The 16,973-nt window shown below is 64.4% G+C and carries 18 protein-coding genes; 10 read left to right on the forward strand and 8 right to left on the reverse strand.

Going from position 1 to position 16,973, the window contains the following annotated elements; translation table 11 throughout:
• Positions 1-780, forward strand: a complete 780-nt coding sequence (locus tag XM1_RS16405) for a Hachiman antiphage defense system protein HamA (protein ID WP_068435340.1) — start codon at positions 1-3, stop codon at positions 778-780.
• Positions 764-2,938 carry a DEAD/DEAH box helicase gene (locus XM1_RS16410; RefSeq protein WP_231920801.1) on the forward strand — a complete coding sequence of 725 codons (2,175 nt, stop codon included), beginning with the start codon at positions 764-766 and terminating at the stop codon, positions 2,936-2,938. The genes XM1_RS16405 and XM1_RS16410 overlap by 17 nt, the downstream gene beginning before the upstream one ends.
• Here XM1_RS16410 and XM1_RS23520 read toward each other — a convergent pair.
• Positions 2,875-3,825: a TniQ family protein gene (locus XM1_RS23520; RefSeq protein WP_082700563.1), complete on the reverse strand. Its 951-nt coding sequence runs from the start codon at positions 3,823-3,825 to the stop codon at positions 2,875-2,877. The genes XM1_RS16410 and XM1_RS23520 overlap by 64 nt on opposite strands.
• Positions 3,826-3,957: 132 nt before the next feature.
• The gene (locus XM1_RS24190; protein WP_156428764.1) at positions 3,958-4,308 is read right to left on the reverse strand and encodes a hypothetical protein; all 351 of its coding nucleotides are present in this window, start codon (positions 4,306-4,308) and stop codon (positions 3,958-3,960) included.
• Between the two features lie 171 nt (positions 4,309-4,479).
• On the opposite strand from XM1_RS24190, the gene XM1_RS16415 reads away from it, so the two are divergent.
• Entirely contained in the window at positions 4,480-5,307 is an 828-nt protein-coding gene (locus tag XM1_RS16415) for a hypothetical protein (RefSeq protein ID WP_068435342.1), read from the forward strand.
• A 380-nt stretch (positions 5,308-5,687) separates the two neighbouring features.
• Here XM1_RS16415 and XM1_RS16420 read toward each other — a convergent pair whose 3' ends face one another.
• The gene (locus tag XM1_RS16420; RefSeq protein WP_068435344.1) at positions 5,688-5,867 is read right to left on the reverse strand and encodes a hypothetical protein; all 180 of its coding nucleotides are present in this window, start codon (positions 5,865-5,867) and stop codon (positions 5,688-5,690) included.
• Positions 5,868-6,080: 213 nt separating this feature from the next.
• Between XM1_RS16420 and XM1_RS16425 the strand changes: the two genes are divergently transcribed.
• Positions 6,081-6,815: an ABC transporter substrate-binding protein gene (locus XM1_RS16425; protein WP_068435347.1), complete on the forward strand. Its 735-nt coding sequence runs from the start codon at positions 6,081-6,083 to the stop codon at positions 6,813-6,815.
• Positions 6,815-8,272, forward strand: coding sequence for an ATP-binding protein (locus XM1_RS16430; RefSeq protein ID WP_068435349.1), 1,458 nt, complete (start codon positions 6,815-6,817; stop codon positions 8,270-8,272). The genes XM1_RS16425 and XM1_RS16430 overlap by 1 nt, the downstream gene beginning before the upstream one ends.
• On the opposite strand, the gene XM1_RS16435 is transcribed toward XM1_RS16430, so the two are convergent.
• Positions 8,265-9,023, reverse strand: coding sequence for a transporter substrate-binding domain-containing protein (locus tag XM1_RS16435; protein ID WP_068435351.1), 759 nt, complete (start codon positions 9,021-9,023; stop codon positions 8,265-8,267). The two genes, XM1_RS16430 and XM1_RS16435, sit on opposite strands and share 8 nt — an antisense overlap.
• A 155-nt stretch (positions 9,024-9,178) precedes the next feature.
• On the opposite strand from XM1_RS16435, the gene XM1_RS16440 reads away from it, so the two are divergent.
• Positions 9,179-9,652: a thiol-disulfide isomerase gene (locus tag XM1_RS16440; RefSeq protein WP_068435353.1), complete on the forward strand. Its 474-nt coding sequence runs from the start codon at positions 9,179-9,181 to the stop codon at positions 9,650-9,652.
• Between the two features lie 13 nt (positions 9,653-9,665).
• On the opposite strand, the gene XM1_RS16445 is transcribed toward XM1_RS16440, so the two are convergent.
• Positions 9,666-9,899: a DUF1127 domain-containing protein gene (locus XM1_RS16445; protein ID WP_231920552.1), complete on the reverse strand. Its 234-nt coding sequence runs from the start codon at positions 9,897-9,899 to the stop codon at positions 9,666-9,668.
• Between the two features lie 163 nt (positions 9,900-10,062).
• On the opposite strand from XM1_RS16445, the gene XM1_RS16450 reads away from it, so the two are divergent.
• Complete coding sequence (locus XM1_RS16450; protein WP_068435360.1) at positions 10,063-10,530, forward strand: RidA family protein; 468 nt, start codon at positions 10,063-10,065, stop codon at positions 10,528-10,530.
• Between the two features lie 16 nt (positions 10,531-10,546).
• On the opposite strand, the gene XM1_RS16455 is transcribed toward XM1_RS16450, so the two are convergent.
• Complete coding sequence (locus tag XM1_RS16455) at positions 10,547-11,674, reverse strand: diguanylate cyclase (RefSeq protein ID WP_068435362.1); 1,128 nt, start codon at positions 11,672-11,674, stop codon at positions 10,547-10,549.
• Positions 11,675-11,960: 286 nt separating this feature from the next.
• Between XM1_RS16455 and paaI the strand changes: the two genes are divergently transcribed.
• From paaI to paaK, 3 genes are read left to right on the forward strand one after another with little or no spacing between them, the layout of a single operon-like run.
• Positions 11,961-12,416, forward strand: coding sequence for a hydroxyphenylacetyl-CoA thioesterase PaaI (gene paaI / locus XM1_RS16460; protein ID WP_068435364.1), 456 nt, complete (start codon positions 11,961-11,963; stop codon positions 12,414-12,416).
• Positions 12,417-13,619: a 3-oxoadipyl-CoA thiolase gene (gene pcaF, locus XM1_RS16465; protein ID WP_068435365.1), complete on the forward strand. Its 1,203-nt coding sequence runs from the start codon at positions 12,417-12,419 to the stop codon at positions 13,617-13,619.
• Between the two features lie 59 nt (positions 13,620-13,678).
• The gene (gene paaK / locus XM1_RS16470) at positions 13,679-15,007 is read left to right on the forward strand and encodes a phenylacetate--CoA ligase PaaK (protein WP_068435366.1); all 1,329 of its coding nucleotides are present in this window, start codon (positions 13,679-13,681) and stop codon (positions 15,005-15,007) included.
• Between the two features lie 67 nt (positions 15,008-15,074).
• Here paaK and XM1_RS16475 read toward each other — a convergent pair whose 3' ends face one another.
• Entirely contained in the window at positions 15,075-15,767 is a 693-nt protein-coding gene (locus XM1_RS16475; protein WP_068435368.1) for an MgtC/SapB family protein, read from the reverse strand.
• 141 nt (positions 15,768-15,908) lie between these two features.
• Entirely contained in the window at positions 15,909-16,865 is a 957-nt protein-coding gene (gene bioB / locus XM1_RS16480; protein WP_068435370.1) for a biotin synthase BioB, read from the reverse strand.
• Positions 16,866-16,973: the final 108 nt, after the last annotated feature.

The following is a 16,973-nucleotide window of genomic DNA, read 5'->3' on the forward strand; positions in this document are numbered from 1 at the left end:
GTGGTGCAGTTCAATGATTGGTGCCTTTCGGTGGACGAGCAGATCGGCAACCACTTCCGCAGGGTGATGACCGGCCAAGCCGCAAGCCTTCCGAATGGAATTCAGGCAACGGCGGCCGTCGTGCCGGGGCACTACGCGTCGGAAGAACAGGTGGCACGCGCACTCGCCCGTCTTGGAAAGTCGGCTGCGGCTGCGCTGGTCCAGGGCAAGCTCCCGACCACGAAGGCGATCCGCTCCGGGGATCTTGGCGAAATCTTCGCAACGGAATGGATTGATGCGCATAGCGGCGGCTATCAAGCTCCGATTAAGCGTCTGCGCTGGAAAGACCATCGCAACATGGCTATGCGCGGCGACGACGTCATTGGCATTCTGCAAGACGCCCAGACCCAGCGCCTCCATTTCCTAAAAACGGAGGCGAAGAGCCGCGCCAGCCTGACAGCCCAGGTCCTCACCGAAGCCCGGGCCGGCCTGGACAAAGATGGTGGACTACCGTCTGCCCACGCGCTTTCCTTCATCTCGGCACGCCTTCTTGAGTTGGACAATCTGCCACTCGCCGACGCGATCGATGACGCGTTGCTCAAGCATGGAATCCGGGCGGAAAACGTCCGACATCTGCTCTTCACCTTTTCCGGCAATGCGCCGGAGGCCTTGTTAACGGCCTCGCTGCAGTCTTACCGGGGACCAATCAATCAGTGGGGGATCGGCCTGCATGTAGAGGGGCACGCCGCCTTCATCGGCGCCGTCTATGAGCGAGTGATTGCCGATGCCAACAACGCCTGAGGCAATCGCGGCTGACATCGCAGAAGCGGCAACCGCCGGCTTTCGCGGCCGCCTTATTGCGCGCGGCCAGGCGCGCGCAATAATTTGGCGAGATGGCGTGCTTCCGCCCGACGCCCCGGCCTTTGCCCCGCAACTCAGCTACGACTTGCATTCCTACGGCTATGCCCTTCTCAACCTCGGCCTTCGCCTGCGTGAACTCGGCGGTAACGCTGCACAGGCGCGCACCGCCTTCGAGCAGGCGGCCACCGCCCTTGAGGCCGTGATCGCCAAGGGGAATCGCCAGGAGGCCGATCAGGACTTCCACTTCATCATTGCCGCAGCGAGCTATCATCTCGCGCATCTCTCCGCCCGAGCATACTCCCTGCTCGCGCTCGTAGAAGCCGACGAAAATTTCGCGAATACAGAACGGCTGCTTGCCCTTTTGATGCGGCGAAATTTCACCGCCCTGCGCGCCAATGTGCTCGACTATCGGGCATCTGGCCAAGGCAGCGATGCCCGAATTGCGGCCGCCATTCAGGCTAACCTCGATCAAGCCGAGGCAGATGCCGACTTGGCCTATGGCGACAGCGCGCTCCTCTTCGACGGACTCGACACGGCACTGACCGACGTCTTCATTGCGGCCATGTCGATATTCCTTCTTGCGCTGGAACGCGGCGAGAAGCCACTGCTCGATCAGGCGATGGAGCAGCTTCGGACAGGTCTCTCCATCTGCAGCGAGATGAATATGCTGCCGCAATGGTGGACGTATCGAATAGCGATCCACCTACTGTCGGACCTCTGGTCGAACACCTTCCATGAGAAGGTGCCGCTCCAGCCCGTTGGCAGCGAAGCAGCTGACTGGCCTCGAATGCGCGAGTTGTTCATCGCGCTACTCCAACGGCGGGAGAAGGCTGAGGTCGACCTGTGGCCGTCACAGATCGAGGCAGCAACCCGCGCGGTGGACCAATCCGATGATTTAGTGGTATCGCTGCCCACCAGCGCTGGCAAAACACGCATCGCCGAGCTGTGCATCCTGCGCTGCCTCGCCGGCGGCAAGCGAGTGGTTTTCATCACGCCACTGCGCGCGCTGTCAGCGCAAACCGAAACGACCCTGCAGCGGACCTTCGGTCCGCTCGGCAAAACGATCTCGGCGCTCTATGGTAGCATCGGTGTAAGCGGCTTCGATGAGGATGCGATCCGTGAACGCGATATCGTCGTCGCGACCCCGGAGAAGCTCGACTTCGCGCTCCGCAACGACCCGTCCCTTCTTGATGACGTCGGCCTGCTCGTCTTCGACGAAGGTCACATGATCGGCCTCAATGAGCGCGAGGTCCGCTACGAGGTGCAGATCCAACGGCTGCTTCGCCGCCCGGACGCGCACCAGCGCCGGATCGTCTGCCTATCTGCAATCCTACCTGACGGCGACCAACTCGACGACTTTGCTGGGTGGCTGCGGCGGGATCACCCGGGCGGCCTGATCAAGCATGATTGGCGGCCGACCCGGCTGCGGTTCGGTGAGGTCGTCTGGTCATCGCCCACTGCGCGCTTGAACCTACGTGTCGGCGACGAGCGCCCCTGGGTCCAGCGTTTCCTTACAGGGAGCGCACCTCCGAACTGGGTGCCGCCAAAGAAGCGTCGTACCCGCCTTTTCCCCGGCGACCAGCGAGAACTCTGTCTCGCGACGGCCTGGCGGCTGGTCGAGGATGGACAGACTGTCCTCATTTTCTGCCCGGAGCGGCGCAGCGTCGAGCCATTTGCAGATGTGATCGTCGATCTCCATGAGCGCAGCGCGCTAAGCTCGTTGCTCGGGGCCGCTCCTGCCGTCCTCAACACAGCAATCGCCCTCGGCGAAGAGTGGCTCGGACCCGACAGCGCCATCCTCAAGTGCCTGCGCCTCGGCGTTGCACTGCACCACGGCGCCCTGCCTACGGCCTACCGCAAAGAAGTCGAGCGCCTGCTACGCGACAACGTCCTCAAGGTCACCATTTCGTCACCGACACTGGCGCAGGGGCTCAATCTGTCCGCCACCGCCGTCGTCATGCACTCTCTCCATCGCTATGGCGAACTGATCGATATATCCGAGTTCAAGAACGTCATCGGGCGAGCCGGACGGGCCTATGCCCGCATTGCGGTGGCTGATACCATCACCTCGCGAATCGCATTTCTGAGAAACTCATAGGCGCTGTCCCCCTTTCGATAAAGAAGCCAGGTGTGAAGGGTTCCAAAGAAAGCGTTTGCACCGGCCGCGTTCTTGCCCTTGGGCCAATGCTCCATGCCGGCACGAAGGGCGGCGCGAAGAGCGTCTTGACCGGCGCTGAGGATGTCGAATCCGGTAGTTTCCACCTCGCGTCGCTGATCATCGGAGAGGTGCTTCAGGCCTGCCCTGGGGCCAAAGCGGAGGAATGTACCGATGACTAGGCTGGCCTGGGGGACGGCATAGAAAGGTAAAGCATCAACCAATTCGTTGATCGCCGGCTTGGTGGCGCTGAGGCGTGCATGGAGATAGCACTCCAACTCGGTTGGTACTCTCCGTTCAGCAGTATCCAATTGGTGTTCGATCTCCCGAAGGAAGGGCTGAATTCGGGAGGCAAAATCGTGGAATTCAGCAGCCCGCCAATGTGCATTCTTGGGCCGAATATCGGCAGCGACCAGGGCGACGTGGTGCTCGACGCAGATCGAGACCGGGGTAAGGAGCCAAGCCGTCCGGCCGGCGGGGGCTGCTGCGCCAGCATCACCCCACCGGGAAAGATCGGCTGCGACGCAAGCCGGACACACCATGAGTTGGTTCATAGAGCGTCGGAGGGCGGGCTCGATCAGGTTGTTTCCGCAGGCGTAGTCGAATCCGTCAAACCTTAGGGCACAGGACCGTAGTTGCTCGATATCGGCCCCACCGAGGTTCGCGAGCTGTAAAAGGGCCTCGTCAGTGCCGGTGATTACGTCGCGAAACGCAAAGCCCATGTCGCGGCAAAATTCCCCAACGGACGGGCACCGGTTCCTATGGGCGAGACGTGAGCAGAAGCTGGTGGCACTTTCGCCGGGGAGAAGGGGGACGCGGAGCCTGAGCATGGTCAGTTTCCCTCCCTTGTTGGGTCAACTCGAAGGCGGGAGTTCTCTGGCCTGATCTCGTGCCACCTGGGCGACAAGAAGATGTTTTCCGAGCGTTCGCAGCTTCGTTCAGCCGCGTAGGCTGCCGCAAAATCACCGACCAGGATCGAGCCGTCGTAATCGGGGCGCTCGGCCGCCTGCAGGACATGGTCGCGGCGCGGTAACGCAAAGGATCGCCTCCTTAAGGCCGGGAATCGAATCGATTGCCCGCTCAATCGCCCAGGTTTTGCCGGTGCCGGAGGCTCCGATGACCGCCAGTATCCGTCCTTCAGGGTGTGCGCCAGACAGTGAGGCAATGGTACCGTCCACCCATCGCTTCACCTCGCCGCTGAGCGTCTTGTCCCGCAGGGTCGTGATATAGCGACCGTACAGCCGGCGAGACAGGTCGAAACGCTGGTGTCGGGCAGAGTCCATGGTGTTAATCAAGTGTTCAAGGTCGTCCATGGTGGTCACTCCTGCATCCAGTCGTCGGGGCAGCCAAATTCGCTGTCTGCCACGTCGGGCTTGACGAGGTTCCGCCGCTGATCGAATGGGGCGGCAAACGAGCCGATTTACGGGATCATCCCAGGCAATGAGCGTCTGCGATCCGTTCTGACGGCCTCGGAAGAAACAGGGATGCATCCGAAGCGGCTTCAGCGTCTGCTCGTTTCCACGGGAGTGCTGAACGCCGATGCCGCCCATCTCAGCGCCCACAAGGCCACTTTCCTCGCCGACGACAGAACTTCCAGCATCCTCGCACGGATACTTCGCTGCCTCCCCAAAGGTGCAGCAGGAAAATACGTCAACACACCCCGCATCCAATTCGATCTGCTGCATAAGGCCGGGATTGTCACCCCGTTCATCAAGGCGGGTGGCGTACTGAAAGACCATGGGTTTGATAAGCGCGACTTGGATATCTTTCTCGAACGATTGACTGCGCGAGCCCGCAGCCCCGTCCCCGAAAATATCGACGTCGCCCAAATCCCGACTGCTGCGAAACGGGCCAACTGCTCGACGGTAACGGTGGTCCGTATGATCCTCGACGGCACATTGGACCGCATATACCGCCAAGCGGACATCGCTGGTTTCATGTCGATCTTGGTCGATCCCAAGGAAATTCAGGCAGCACTGCTTAAGCCTGAACGCACCGGCCTCTCCATTAGCCAAGTCGAAGCACGAATGCGGTGGACGCGAAATGTTATATGCGGGTTGACCAGAAACGGGAGGCTCCCTGCCGGCAGCGCCCACAACCCCGTAACAAAACGCATTCAGATGATCATCGAGCCAAAAGATCTGGACGAGTTCGATACGAAGTATGTGTCACTGTCCACCCTAAGCAAGGAGAAGCGATTGTTTCCGGGCACCGTCAGGGCTTGGTTGGGGGGCCTCGGTATCGAGCCTGCGTTTGATCCAAAGGCAGTTGGGGCCACGTTCTATCGCCGTGCCGAGCTGCCCACGGCCTGAGATCATCCGAGTACCGCCATCTGGCGCATCACGTGGATATGTGGTGCGCCATTTTTTTACTCATACCAGATATAGCTGGACGACCGCATGGCTTTTGACGCATTCTGCGGCGGTCAGTTGATTCGTTTCGGCCAGATTTAGCTACGCGGCCACCATCCAGACCATTAAAAATCAATGGGTTATCTGGACACCTGAGGCATATTATGGTGTGCCTCACACCGGCGCGGATTCGAACTTAATCTCCTCGATCCGCGTAACGAAGGGCCGGCCCTCCCCCGGGGGCCGGCCCCATTTTTTTGCCCGCCGCCTTGGGGCGGACAAAGAAAAGACCCCAGCCCGGGCGGGTTGGGGTCAATGAAGGGGGGAGAGTTCCCGCCGGTTCAGGCGGCTTGCCGAGAGTGACGCTCGGCGATGGGAGCCAGGATGTTGACCATTCCCGGATAGAGCACCATCAGGCGCTCGGCCTCGGCCCGGGCCAGTTCGCCCTCGACGTCCCGGCCATCGGCCTCGGCCTCGAGATGGGACAACAGGTCACGCACATCCTTCAGATTGAATGTCATGCCCCCCTCCCATCGTTCTTCGACCTATTGATCCTAGCATCGGAGGGCGGAAAGGGACGCCCCACAACTCGTATCAGATTTACATGAAATATGACGAAAGTAAGCGCCCCGCCCCAGGACGTAGGTGATTGCACGTACACATCAAATTCGCTACCGTCGAATCGGTCCTCCGTCATCGTTGGAGGCGATGCGGGACCGAGTGGGGATGGAGCAATGTCGGTTCATGCCGCCAGATTGATGGCGATCCTGGCCCTGTGCCTGTTCCTGGGAGGAACGGCGGCAGCCGAGCCGGTTCGCTTCGTCACCATCGACACCGCGCCTTGGGCCAGTGTCGAGCCGAAATCCGGCAAGGCGGAGGGTGTGTTTCCGGACATCGTCGCCGAGCTGAGCCGGCGGACCGGCCTGGACATCCAGATCGAGCTTCAGCCCTTCGCCCGCATCCCCCGCGAGTTGGAGACCAGCCGCCAGGACTGCACCATCCTGATCTGGAACGAGCAATGGGCGCCGTTCATGGTTCAGGGCGAGGCGATCTCCAGCCATCCGGTGGGCGTGATCGCCCGCACGGGCCTGCGCCTGCGCTCCCATGAGGATCTGCGCGGCCTGTCGGTCTCGGTGCTGCGTGGCCTGCCGCTCGGGCCCCGCTTCGATGGCGACGATTCGGTCCACCGGCAATACGACACCGATTATCTCCAGGGCCTCAACAAACTGGCCCATGGCCGCGTCGACGCCGTGGCGGGCGCCTTGCCGACCATCGCCTTTTTGGCGGAGCAGAACGGGCTGGCCCGGCATTTGGGCGAGAGCCTGGAGCTGACCCAGATGCTGCTTCGCTTCCAGTGCGCCAAGGGATCGCGCCGCCTGGAGGTCATGCCGGCGATCAATGCCGCCATCCGCGCCATGATCGCCGACGGCAGCATCGAGCGCATCAAGGCCAGCCGGGATTATCACTGATGCGGGACTCCGTCGGCCTCGCCGCATCCGGACGCAGGACAGGGCTGGCGACCCGGCTGCTGCTTCTGATTCTGGGCTTCAGCTCCCTGATCACCCTGATTTCTACGGCGGCCCAGCTCTATGTGGACTACCACCGCGACGTGGTGGCCATCGAGGGCCGCCTGAACGAGATCGAGCGCGGCAGTCTGGACAGCATCGCCGTCAGCCTGTGGAACGTGGACACAGAGTATCTGCGGCTGCAGCTGGAAGGCCTGCTGCGGCTGCCCGACATGCGGTCCCTGGAGGTCCGGGAAATCGGCGAGGGCCTGCGCTCGCCCATCGTCCTGGCCATGGGAAACCCGGCCGGGGCCCACGTCATCAGCCGGACCATGCCGCTGACCCGCACCGACGAGCGGGGAACCCGGCAGTTGGGAGTCATGGTCGCCACGGCCAGCCTGGACGGCGTCTACGCCCGCCTGGCCGACCGGGTGGCGCTGATCCTGCTGTCGCAATTCATCAAGACGCTGATCGTCTCGGCCTTCATCTTCTACATCGTCCATCTGGTGGTGACCCGCCACATCACCGCCATCGCCGCCCATTTCCGCACCATGGGCACCGAGGCGGATTCGCCGCCGCTGAAACTGGCCCGGCGGGGGCGGCGCGACGAACTGGCCGAGCTGGTGGATTCGTTCAACGCGCTCACCGTCAACCTGCACGAAAGCTACGCCCAGGTCTCGCGCAGCAATGCCAGGTTGGAGGCCGCCCAGACACTGGCCGACACGCGGGCGATCAAGCTGGAGGAGGCCAATGGCGAATTGCGGCGCCTGGCCATGGTGACCGCCCACCACCTGCAGGAACCGCTGCGCCCCATGGCCATCAGCGCCCAGCGCATCCAGCGGCGAATCGCCGCAGACGAGACCGAACTGATGGAATGGTGCGCCTCCATCACCGAGGGAACCGCGCATCTCGGCGCCTTGCTGCGCGATTTCCAGCGTTACGTGGCCGCCCTGACCGAGGAACCCAGGCTGGAAACCTGCGACATGGCCCAGCTTGCCGCCCAGGCCCGCGCCAAGGCCCTGGAACGGGGAGGAACCGAAGCGCGGATCGACCTTTCCCCCCTGCCCGCCCTGATCGCTGACAAACGGATGATCTCGCAGGTGCTGGACGAGCTGTTCGACAACGCCCTGCGCCATGCCCGCCCAGGCGTTCCGCCGGCCGTAAGCCTCTCGGCCGTTCGCGGCGACGATTGCTGGGAATTCACGGTCAGCGACAACGGTCCGGGCTTCGATCCCGGCATCGTCGACAAGGTCCTGGAGGTCTTCGAGGTGACCCACGGCCGGGCCCCCGACCATACCGGCCTGGGCCTGCCCATGTGCCGGGCCATCCTGCGCGCCCATGGCGGGCGCGTCATCGTCGAGCCCTCGCCGTCGGGCGGGGTGGTGCGGTTCAGCCTTCCGGCCCCAATGGCGCCTACCTGACTCCCCGCTCCGCCCCGGTCCGGGCGATGATCTCGGCCACCAGGCGGGCGTTCTTGCCCAGCCATTCATCGAACTCGGCGACGATCTCGGGGGCCTTGACCGAGGACAGGCGGTAACTGTCGGCCGCATGGGGGAGATTGGGGGCGAAGGCCAGGTTTCCCGCCAGACCGGAAATGGAATCGGCGGCGTTGAGGGCCACCGCCACATTGCAGTAGGCGCCGTCGACGCGCTTGGTATGGACCTGGCGCAGCAATTGCTCGAACGACGAATTCTCCTTCAGCTCCACCGCGCCCGATTTCAGGCGCTCGCCCCAGGCGAAGGGCGTGAAGCCGGCGATGGTGCCCAGGCTGTGAATGGCTTCCGGACCTTGGGACAGCACCTCGCGCCGGACGATGGTTCCGTCGATGTAATGGATCACCGGCTTGGAAAACGCGGTGGTCCGCCCCTGGCGCAGGGCCGGCTGCCAATCGGGCGAATCGGGAAATTTGAGGTCGATGCCGCCGTGGTTCAGCTCGGCGTAAAGCCGCTTGACCGGCAGGGCCTGGAACGTCAGCCGATGCCCCCCCGCATTGGCGAAGGCGTCGAGAATCTCCCGCGCCGCCCCTTTGAACTGGCCGTCGATGACGCCGTAGACCGGGGAATAGTCGATGGCTTCGACGCCCACCACCAGATCGCGGGCCCGTGCCGGCGCTCCCACCAGGCATAACAGGGCGACGGCGGCGATACCGCCTCTTACCGATCTGAACCACATGCACGTCATCTCCCCAACAGAGCGGGCGAATTGAAGCACGCCGCCCCCCAGGTGATCAACAGTGACGAAACGTCACGGCCTTGACCGTTGTCAACGCCGGGGGGCCGCTGCCACAATTAGGGTCCGCCCCAAGCAAGGGGGCGAACGGAGAATCCATGCTGAACAGAGTTGTCGCGGCGATCCTGGTCCTGCTGTCCATGGCGCCGGCTGCCGCCTCGGCCGACCCCCGCCCCTTCCTCCGCGGATCGTGGCAGACTCTGCTGCAGGCCCATGCCGGGCGGCCGCTGGTGGTGCATTTCTGGTCCCTGACCTGCGCCCCCTGCCTCGCCGAACTGCCGCAATGGCGCGAGACCGCCAGGAACGCCGGCATGGACGTGGTCCTGGTCACCACCGACCCGCCCGAGGACACGCCGAAGGTGGAACGCACCCTGAAACGGGCCGGCCTGGACAAGGTGGAAAGCTGGGGCTTCGCCGATTCCTTCGTCGAGAAGCTCCGCTTCGAGATCGACCGCGAATGGCGGGGCGAACTGCCCCTGACCATCCTGGTCTCGGCCTCGGGCAAACGGGAATCCCGGACCGGAACCCTCAGCCGCCAGGACATCGAGTCCTGGCTGGCTCAAGCTCGCTGACCGGGCCAGTTGATCAGGCGTTGGGGCGCCAGCCGGCCACGAAGCTGTCGATATCGCTGATGCCGATATCCTTCAGCTCGCGATGATCCAGCCCGGCCAGTTCATCGCGCAGGCGGGCCCGCTCCATATGCAGGGCCAGGGGGGCGACGATGCGGCTGTCCAGGAAGCTGGCGGCCAGACCCAGGAGGGTGCGGCCCTCGGACACCGGAGAGGGAGCGCAAGGCCGGACGGTGGGGGAAAGGGACATGGGACACCTGCTCTTGAATGACTTCAAGAAGCATATGGAACCATTGTGCGCCGCAACAATCCCCATGATTGCATGGCCCCATGCCGGCAACGCAGGCGTGGATGACAGGCGGGTCGGCAGGCGATAGTCTGTCCGCCCCACCACCACCTGTCAGGAGCGGAGAATGAGCGGCCCCATCAGCCAACGCCTGAAGCAGCTGGGCATCGAGTTGCCCACCCCGCCGGCCGCCGTGGCCAATTACGTGCCCTTCGTGCAGACCGGCAACCTGGTGTTCATTTCCGGCCAGTTGCCGCTGGAAAACGGCAAGCTGGCGGTAACCGGCAAGCTGGGCGACAGCGTTTCCATCGAGGACGGCATCCGGGCGGCGCGGCTGTGCGCCATCAACCTGCTGGCCCAGGCCCGCGCCGCTTCCGGCGGCGATATCGAGCGCATCCGGCGCCTGGTGCGACTGACCGCCTTCGTGGCCTGCACGCCCGCCTTCACCGACCAGCCCAAGGTGATCAACGGCGCCTCGGACCTGATGGCGGAGGTGCTGGGCGAGGCCGGCCGCCACGCCCGCGTCGCGGTGGGCGCGCCGTCCCTGCCGCTGGACGTGGCGGTGGAGATCGAGGGGATCTTCGAGCTGGGCTGATCCGGGAACCGGGCGGTCAGGCGGCGGTTTCGGCCAACAGCACGTCGCCGCAGCCGATCACCCGGTCCTTGCCCGATTGCTTGGCGGCGTACATGCGGTGGTCGGCGCGCTCGACCAGTTCGTTCCAGCTTTCGGTGCCGTCGGCGATGCGCTCGGCCACTCCGATGGAGGCGGTCAACGGCCGTCCGTCGGGACGCATGCCCAGGCCGGCCGAGCGCAGACGGGCGACGGCGATGGCGGCCCCCGCCGGATCGGTGTTGGGCATCACCGCCAGGAATTCCTCGCCGCCCCAGCGGATCAGGATGTCGCCCCGGCGCAGCACCTTGCGCAGCGAGGTGGACGCGGCGCGCAGCGCGTTGTCGCCTTCCTCGTGGCCGTACTTGTCGTTGATGGACTTGAAGTTGTCGAGGTCGACGAAGGCCAGCGACAGCGGAATCTTCGAGCGCATGGCGGTGACGAATTGCTGCACCAGCATTTCCTCGCCCACCCGGCGGTTATAGGCCCGCGTCAGGCCGTCATGGGACGACTGGTCCACCAACTGGCTCATGAAGTGCAGTTGGCTCATGCCCGACAGGGTCGCCACCATGGCCAGCAGCAGCAAAAGCCACTGGGCGCCCAGATGGGACGCGAAGGGCAGCAACTGATACCCCAGAACGCCGGTCAGGAAATAGGCCACCACCAGCGGCAGACCCAGCAGCGCGCCTTCCAGGGCGGTGATGGGAAACACCGACAGGCCCGCCACCATGACGAAGGGCAGGAAGGCGTAGCCGGCGGCGATCACCTGCTGCGCCGGATCGTTGATGGCGAACTGGGCCAGCAGCGGATGGCTGATCAGGAAGAACACGGTGGGAATGGTCAACAGCCACACCAGCCCCCAGCGGGCCACCGCCACGCTGTCCGAACCGCGATAGGACAGCGCCAGCAGCACGAAGGCGATGGACGCCATCACGCGCAGCGCCGCCAGATACATGGCCAGCGTGGTTTCGAAGATGATCAGGTCGACCGGAATCCACAACGGCGTCAGCACGGCGAAGGTCGCCGCCACCAGCCGGACGCGCGACAGGATCAGAAGCGAACGGCGGCGTTGGACGAAGGCTGACTGGCGGGTGGGCAGGAATAGATCGAAGATTTCTGACATCGTCATTCCGGAGAACACGATACCCAGAACCTTCTTTATAACGGCTTTTATAACAAGCACGTCGCGCCTTCCTTATACCCTTTGCGCACCAGGGCTGACGGTAATGCGGTACTGGAATCGTTGCAAGGAAAACTACTTCCTTGGGGTATGCCCCCGAGACGAAGAGAAACATGCTTTCGTTTGTCCCCACCTTCCATTTGCTGCCCACCTTTTATCTGCCGATTGACGCACCCCCGGTTAATTCGGTATTACGATACCAAATTGGGCGATAGACCCGCGGGAGTGAAACACGATGCCCCACAGGGCAACCGAGGACAGCCAGCGCCAGGCCCTGGCCGAGCGCGTCGGCGAGGCGTTCAGCCAGCGCGATACCGCATCGCGCCTGCTGGGCATCGGGCTGGACGAGATTCGTCCGGGCTATGCCCGCCTGTCCATGACCGTGACCGGCGACATGCTCAACGGCGTCGGCATCTGCCACGGCGGCATCACCTATACCCTGGCCGACACCGCCTTCGCCCACGCCTGCAACGCCTATAACCGGATGGCGGTGGCGCTGTCTTGCACCGTCACCTACCCCGCCGCCGCTCGGGCGGGCGACCATCTGGTCGCCGAATGCCGGGAAATTCACCGCAAGGGCCGCAACGGCACCTACGACTGCACCGTCACCACCCAGACCGGCGAGGTGGTCGCCCTGTTCCGCGGCCAGTGCCGCATCCTCGAAGGCCATATCGTCGAAGGAAATCCATAGATGACCGAAGCGCTGATCTGCGACTACACCCGCACCCCCATCGGCCGCTACGCCGGCGTGCTTTCGGGCGTTCGCACCGACGATCTGGCCGCCCACCCCATCAAGGCGCTGATGGCGCGCCATTCCGGGCTGGATTGGAACCTGCTGGACGAGGTGGCCTACGGCTGCGCCAACCAGGCGGGCGAGGACAACCGCAACGTGGCGCGCATGGCCCTGCTGCTGGCCGGCCTGCCCTTCTCCATCGGCGGCACCACACTTAACCGCCTGTGCGGATCGGGCATGGACGCGGTGGGCTACGCCGCCAGGGCCGTGATGACCGGCGAGGCCGAGCTGATGATCGCCGGCGGCGTGGAAAGCATGAGCCGCGCGCCCTTCGTCATGAACAAGGCCGACAGCGCCTTTTCCCGCGACGCCCGCATCTACGACACCACCATCGGCTGGCGCTTCGTCAACGCCCAGATGGAGAAGGCCTACGGCACGGATTCCATGCCGGAGACCGCCGAGAACGTGGCCGAGCAGTTCAAGATCGCCCGCGAGGACCAGGACGCCTTCGCGCTCCGCTCCCAGGCCAAGGCCTCGGCGGCGCAGAAGAACGGTCGCCTGGGCCAGGAGATCTCTCCCGTCACTCTGCCCGCCCGCAAGGGCGACCCGGTGGTGGTGGCCAATGACGAGCACCCGCGCGAGACCACCATCGAGACCCTGGCCAAGCTGAAGGCGCCGTTCCGCGCCGGCGGCTCGATCACGGCGGGCAACGCGTCGGGCGTCAACGACGGCGCGGCCGCCCTGCTGATCGCCTCGCCGGCCGCCGCCAAGGCCCATGGCCTGACCCCCATCGCCCGCATCCTGGGCATGGCCACCGCCGGCGTCGAGCCGCGCGTCATGGGCATCGGCCCGGTGCCGGCCACCAACAAGCTGCTGGCCCGCCTGGGCCTCTCACTGGCCGACATCGACGTCATGGAGTTCAACGAGGCCTTCGCCGCCCAGGCCCTGGCCTGCACGCGGGCGCTCGGCCTCGCCGACGACGATGCCCGCGTCAATCCCAACGGCGGGGCCATCGCGCTCGGCCATCCGCTGGGCATGACCGGGGCGCGCATCGTCGGCACCGCCGCGCTGCAGCTGGCCCAGACCGGCGGCAAGCGGGCTCTGGCCACCATGTGCATCGGCGTCGGCCAGGGCATCGCCATGGTCATCGAGAAAGTTTAACCTGTAACTGTCCTGGCGGAGACCCCGACAGAGGGTCCCGCCGCTTCGGGAGGATGTTTATGTCTAAGACCGCTCATCGCCGCGTTCCGCCGGCCAAGGAACTGCTCGACCCCATCGAAATCGCCAGCCGCGACCAGATTTCCGCGCTGCAGACCGAACGCATGAAATGGTCGCTGACCCATGCCTACAACAATGTCGAGCACTACCGGAAGAAGTGCCAGGACAAGGGCGTCCATCCCGACGACTTCAAGGAATTGAAGGATCTGGCCAAGTTCCCCTTCACCACCAAGTCGGACCTGCGCGACACCTACCCCTTCGGCATGTTCGCCGTGCCCATGGATGACGTGGTGCGCGTCCACGCCAGCTCGGGCACCACCGGCAAGCCCACCGTGGTCGGCTACACCCAGAACGACATCAACATGTGGGCCAACGTCATGGCGCGGTCCATCCGCGCCGCCGGCGGCCGCCGCCAGGACAAGTGCCACGTCTCCTACGGCTACGGCCTGTTCACCGGCGGCCTGGGCGCCCATTACGGCGCCGAGCGCCTGGGCTGCACCGTCATCCCCATGTCGGGCGGCCAGACGGAAAAGCAGATCCAGCTGATCATGGACTTCAAGCCCGAGCTGATCATGGTCACCCCCAGCTACATGCTGGCCATCGCCGACGAGATGGACCGCATGGGCATCGACACCAAGACCTGCCCGCTGCAGGTGGGCATTTTCGGCGCCGAGCCCTGGACCGGGGCCATGCGCGAGGAAATCGAGGCCCGCATGGGCATCGAGGCGGTGGACATCTACGGCCTGTCGGAAGTGATCGGCCCCGGCGTCGCCTGCGAATGCGTCGAGACCAAGGACGGCCTGACCCTGTGGGAAGACCATTTCTATCCCGAGATCATCGATCCCCACACCGGCGAGGTGCTGCCCGACGGCTCCATGGGCGAACTGGTGTTCACCAGCCTCTCCAAGGAAGCGCTGCCCATCATCCGCTACCGCACCCGCGACCTGACCCAGCTGCTGCCGGGCACGGCGCGCTCCATGCGGCGCATGGGCAAGATCACCGGCCGGTCGGACGACATGCTGATCATCCGGGGCGTCAACGTCTTCCCGACCCAGATCGAGGAGCTGATCCTCAAGGATTACCGCCTGGCGCCCCACTACCAGCTGGAAGTCACCCGCGACGGCCATCTGGACTCGGTGACGGTCAACGTGGAAGTGCGTGCCGACCAGCCCTACGACGACAGCGCCCTGGTGGCCGCGTCCAAGGACCTGCAGCACCACATCAAGTCCTATATCGGTATCAGCACCAAGGTGAACGTGCTGGCCCCCAACTCCATCGAGCGCTCCATGGGCAAGGCCCGCCGCGTGATCGACAAGCGGCCGAAGGCGTAAGGATAAGGGCCCCCTCCCCAACCCTCCCCCCAGCGTCGCTGGGAAGGGTCGGGGTGGGGGCCTCCAATCAATCGCCCGTCGGCGACACCCGGAACTCCAGCACGTCGCCCAAACCGCGCAATCCGGCCACCAGCTGTTCCACGTTGTCGCGGTCAGCGGTGCGGATCACCATCTTGTATTCGAACACCGAGCCGCCCTCGCACAGGCGGTAGCTCATGTTGGAGATGGTGAAGCCGTGGCCTTCGATCAGGCCCTTCACCTCGGCCTCGGGCATGGCCTTGTCGCGGGCGAAGCGCAGCAGGTGGTGGGCGTAGAACTGCGACGGCATGCGGTATTCCACCATGCGGAACAGCGCCAGGGTGGCCACCGTCACCACTGTCGCCGCCACCGCCGGGTAATAGAACCCCACGCCGAACAGAATTCCCAGGGCGGCGGTCATCCAGATGGAGGCGGCGGTGGTCAGGCCGCGCACCGTCAGGCCTTCCTTGAAGATCACCCCCGCCCCCAGGAAGCCGATGCCGGTCATGATGCCCTGGGCCATGCGGGTGGGATCGGTGCGCACCGTCTCCATGGGCACCACGCCCAGCCATTCCCACTGATAGATGGTGACCAGCATCAACAGGGCGGAGGCGACGCAGACCAGCGCATGGGTGCGGAAACCGGCGGGACGGCCGTGAAAGCTGCGCTCGGCCCCGACCAGGCTGCCGGCGGCCCAGGCGCTGCCGAGATGAATGGCGATTTCCAGATGCTGCGGATTCATCCGTTCCTCCATAAGGCTGGGAACGGAAGAATTGTTGCACTTTTATGACAGCAGAAAAATCAGCCAAAAGCGATATCGGAATGATGTCGTATCACTATCGGCCGAAACGGGTGGGAGGCGCGTGGCCTCCCACCCGGCACGTCACATGGGCTTGAGGCCCAGCTTGCCGAACAGGCTCTTGTCCTGGCCCGGAGCGGCGTTCTTGGCGGTCAGCAGCTTCTGGCCGCAGAACACCGAATTGGCGCCGGCCAGGAAGCACAGCGACTGCATCTCCTCGGTCATGCCTTCGCGGCCGGCCGACAGGCGGACGAACGACTTTGGCATGGTGATGCGGGCCACGGCGATGGTGCGGATGAAGTCGAAGGAATCGGGACGCTCGGCATTGGCCAGCGGCGTGCCCTGGATGGGGATCAGCAGGTTGATCGGCACGCTGTCGGGATGCTTGGGCATGTTGGCCAGCGTCTGGATCATGCGGGCGCGGTCGGTCCGCGTCTCGCCCAGTCCGACGATGCCGCCCGAGCAGACGTGCAGCCCGGCGTCGCGCACCACGTCCAGGGTGTCCAGGCGGTCCTGGAAGGTACGGGTGGTGATGACCTCGGAGTAATGCTCCGGGCTGGTGTCGATGTTGTGGTTGTAGTAGTCGAGGCCGGCTTCCTTCAGGCGCTGGGCCTGCCACTTGTCCAGAAGGCCGAAGGTGGCGCAGGTTTCCATGCCCAGCGCCTTGACGCCCTCGATCATGGCCACCGCCACCTCGAAATCGTCGCCCTTGGGGCCGCGCCAGGCGGCGCCCATGCAGAAGCGCGACGCGCCCTCGTCCTTGGCCTTGCGGGCGGATTCGACCACCTCTTCCACCGCCAGGAGCTTTTCCTTCTCCAGCCCCGTGGCGTAGTGGGCGCTTTGCGGGCAGTAGGAGCAATCCTCGGGGCAGGACCCGGTCTTGATGGAGATCAGGCGCGACACCTGGACGCGGTTGGCGTCGAAATTGGCGCGATGCACCGTCTGGGCCTGAAACATCAGGTCGTTGAAGGGAAGCGCGAACAGCGCCTCGATTTCTTCGGTGCTCCAGTCGTGCCGGAGCCCGTCGTCCTTCGCCGCCATGTCAACTGCTGCCTGAGCCGTCACCGCCATGTCCTCTTATGATGCCTTGCGGGGGCCGCAATGTAGTCCCCCGCATGCGCCCTTTGCAACAGGAGCGAAAACCCTCTA

The organism is Magnetospirillum sp. XM-1 (genome assembly GCF_001511835.1).
GTDB lineage: Bacteria > Pseudomonadota > Alphaproteobacteria > Rhodospirillales > Magnetospirillaceae > Phaeospirillum.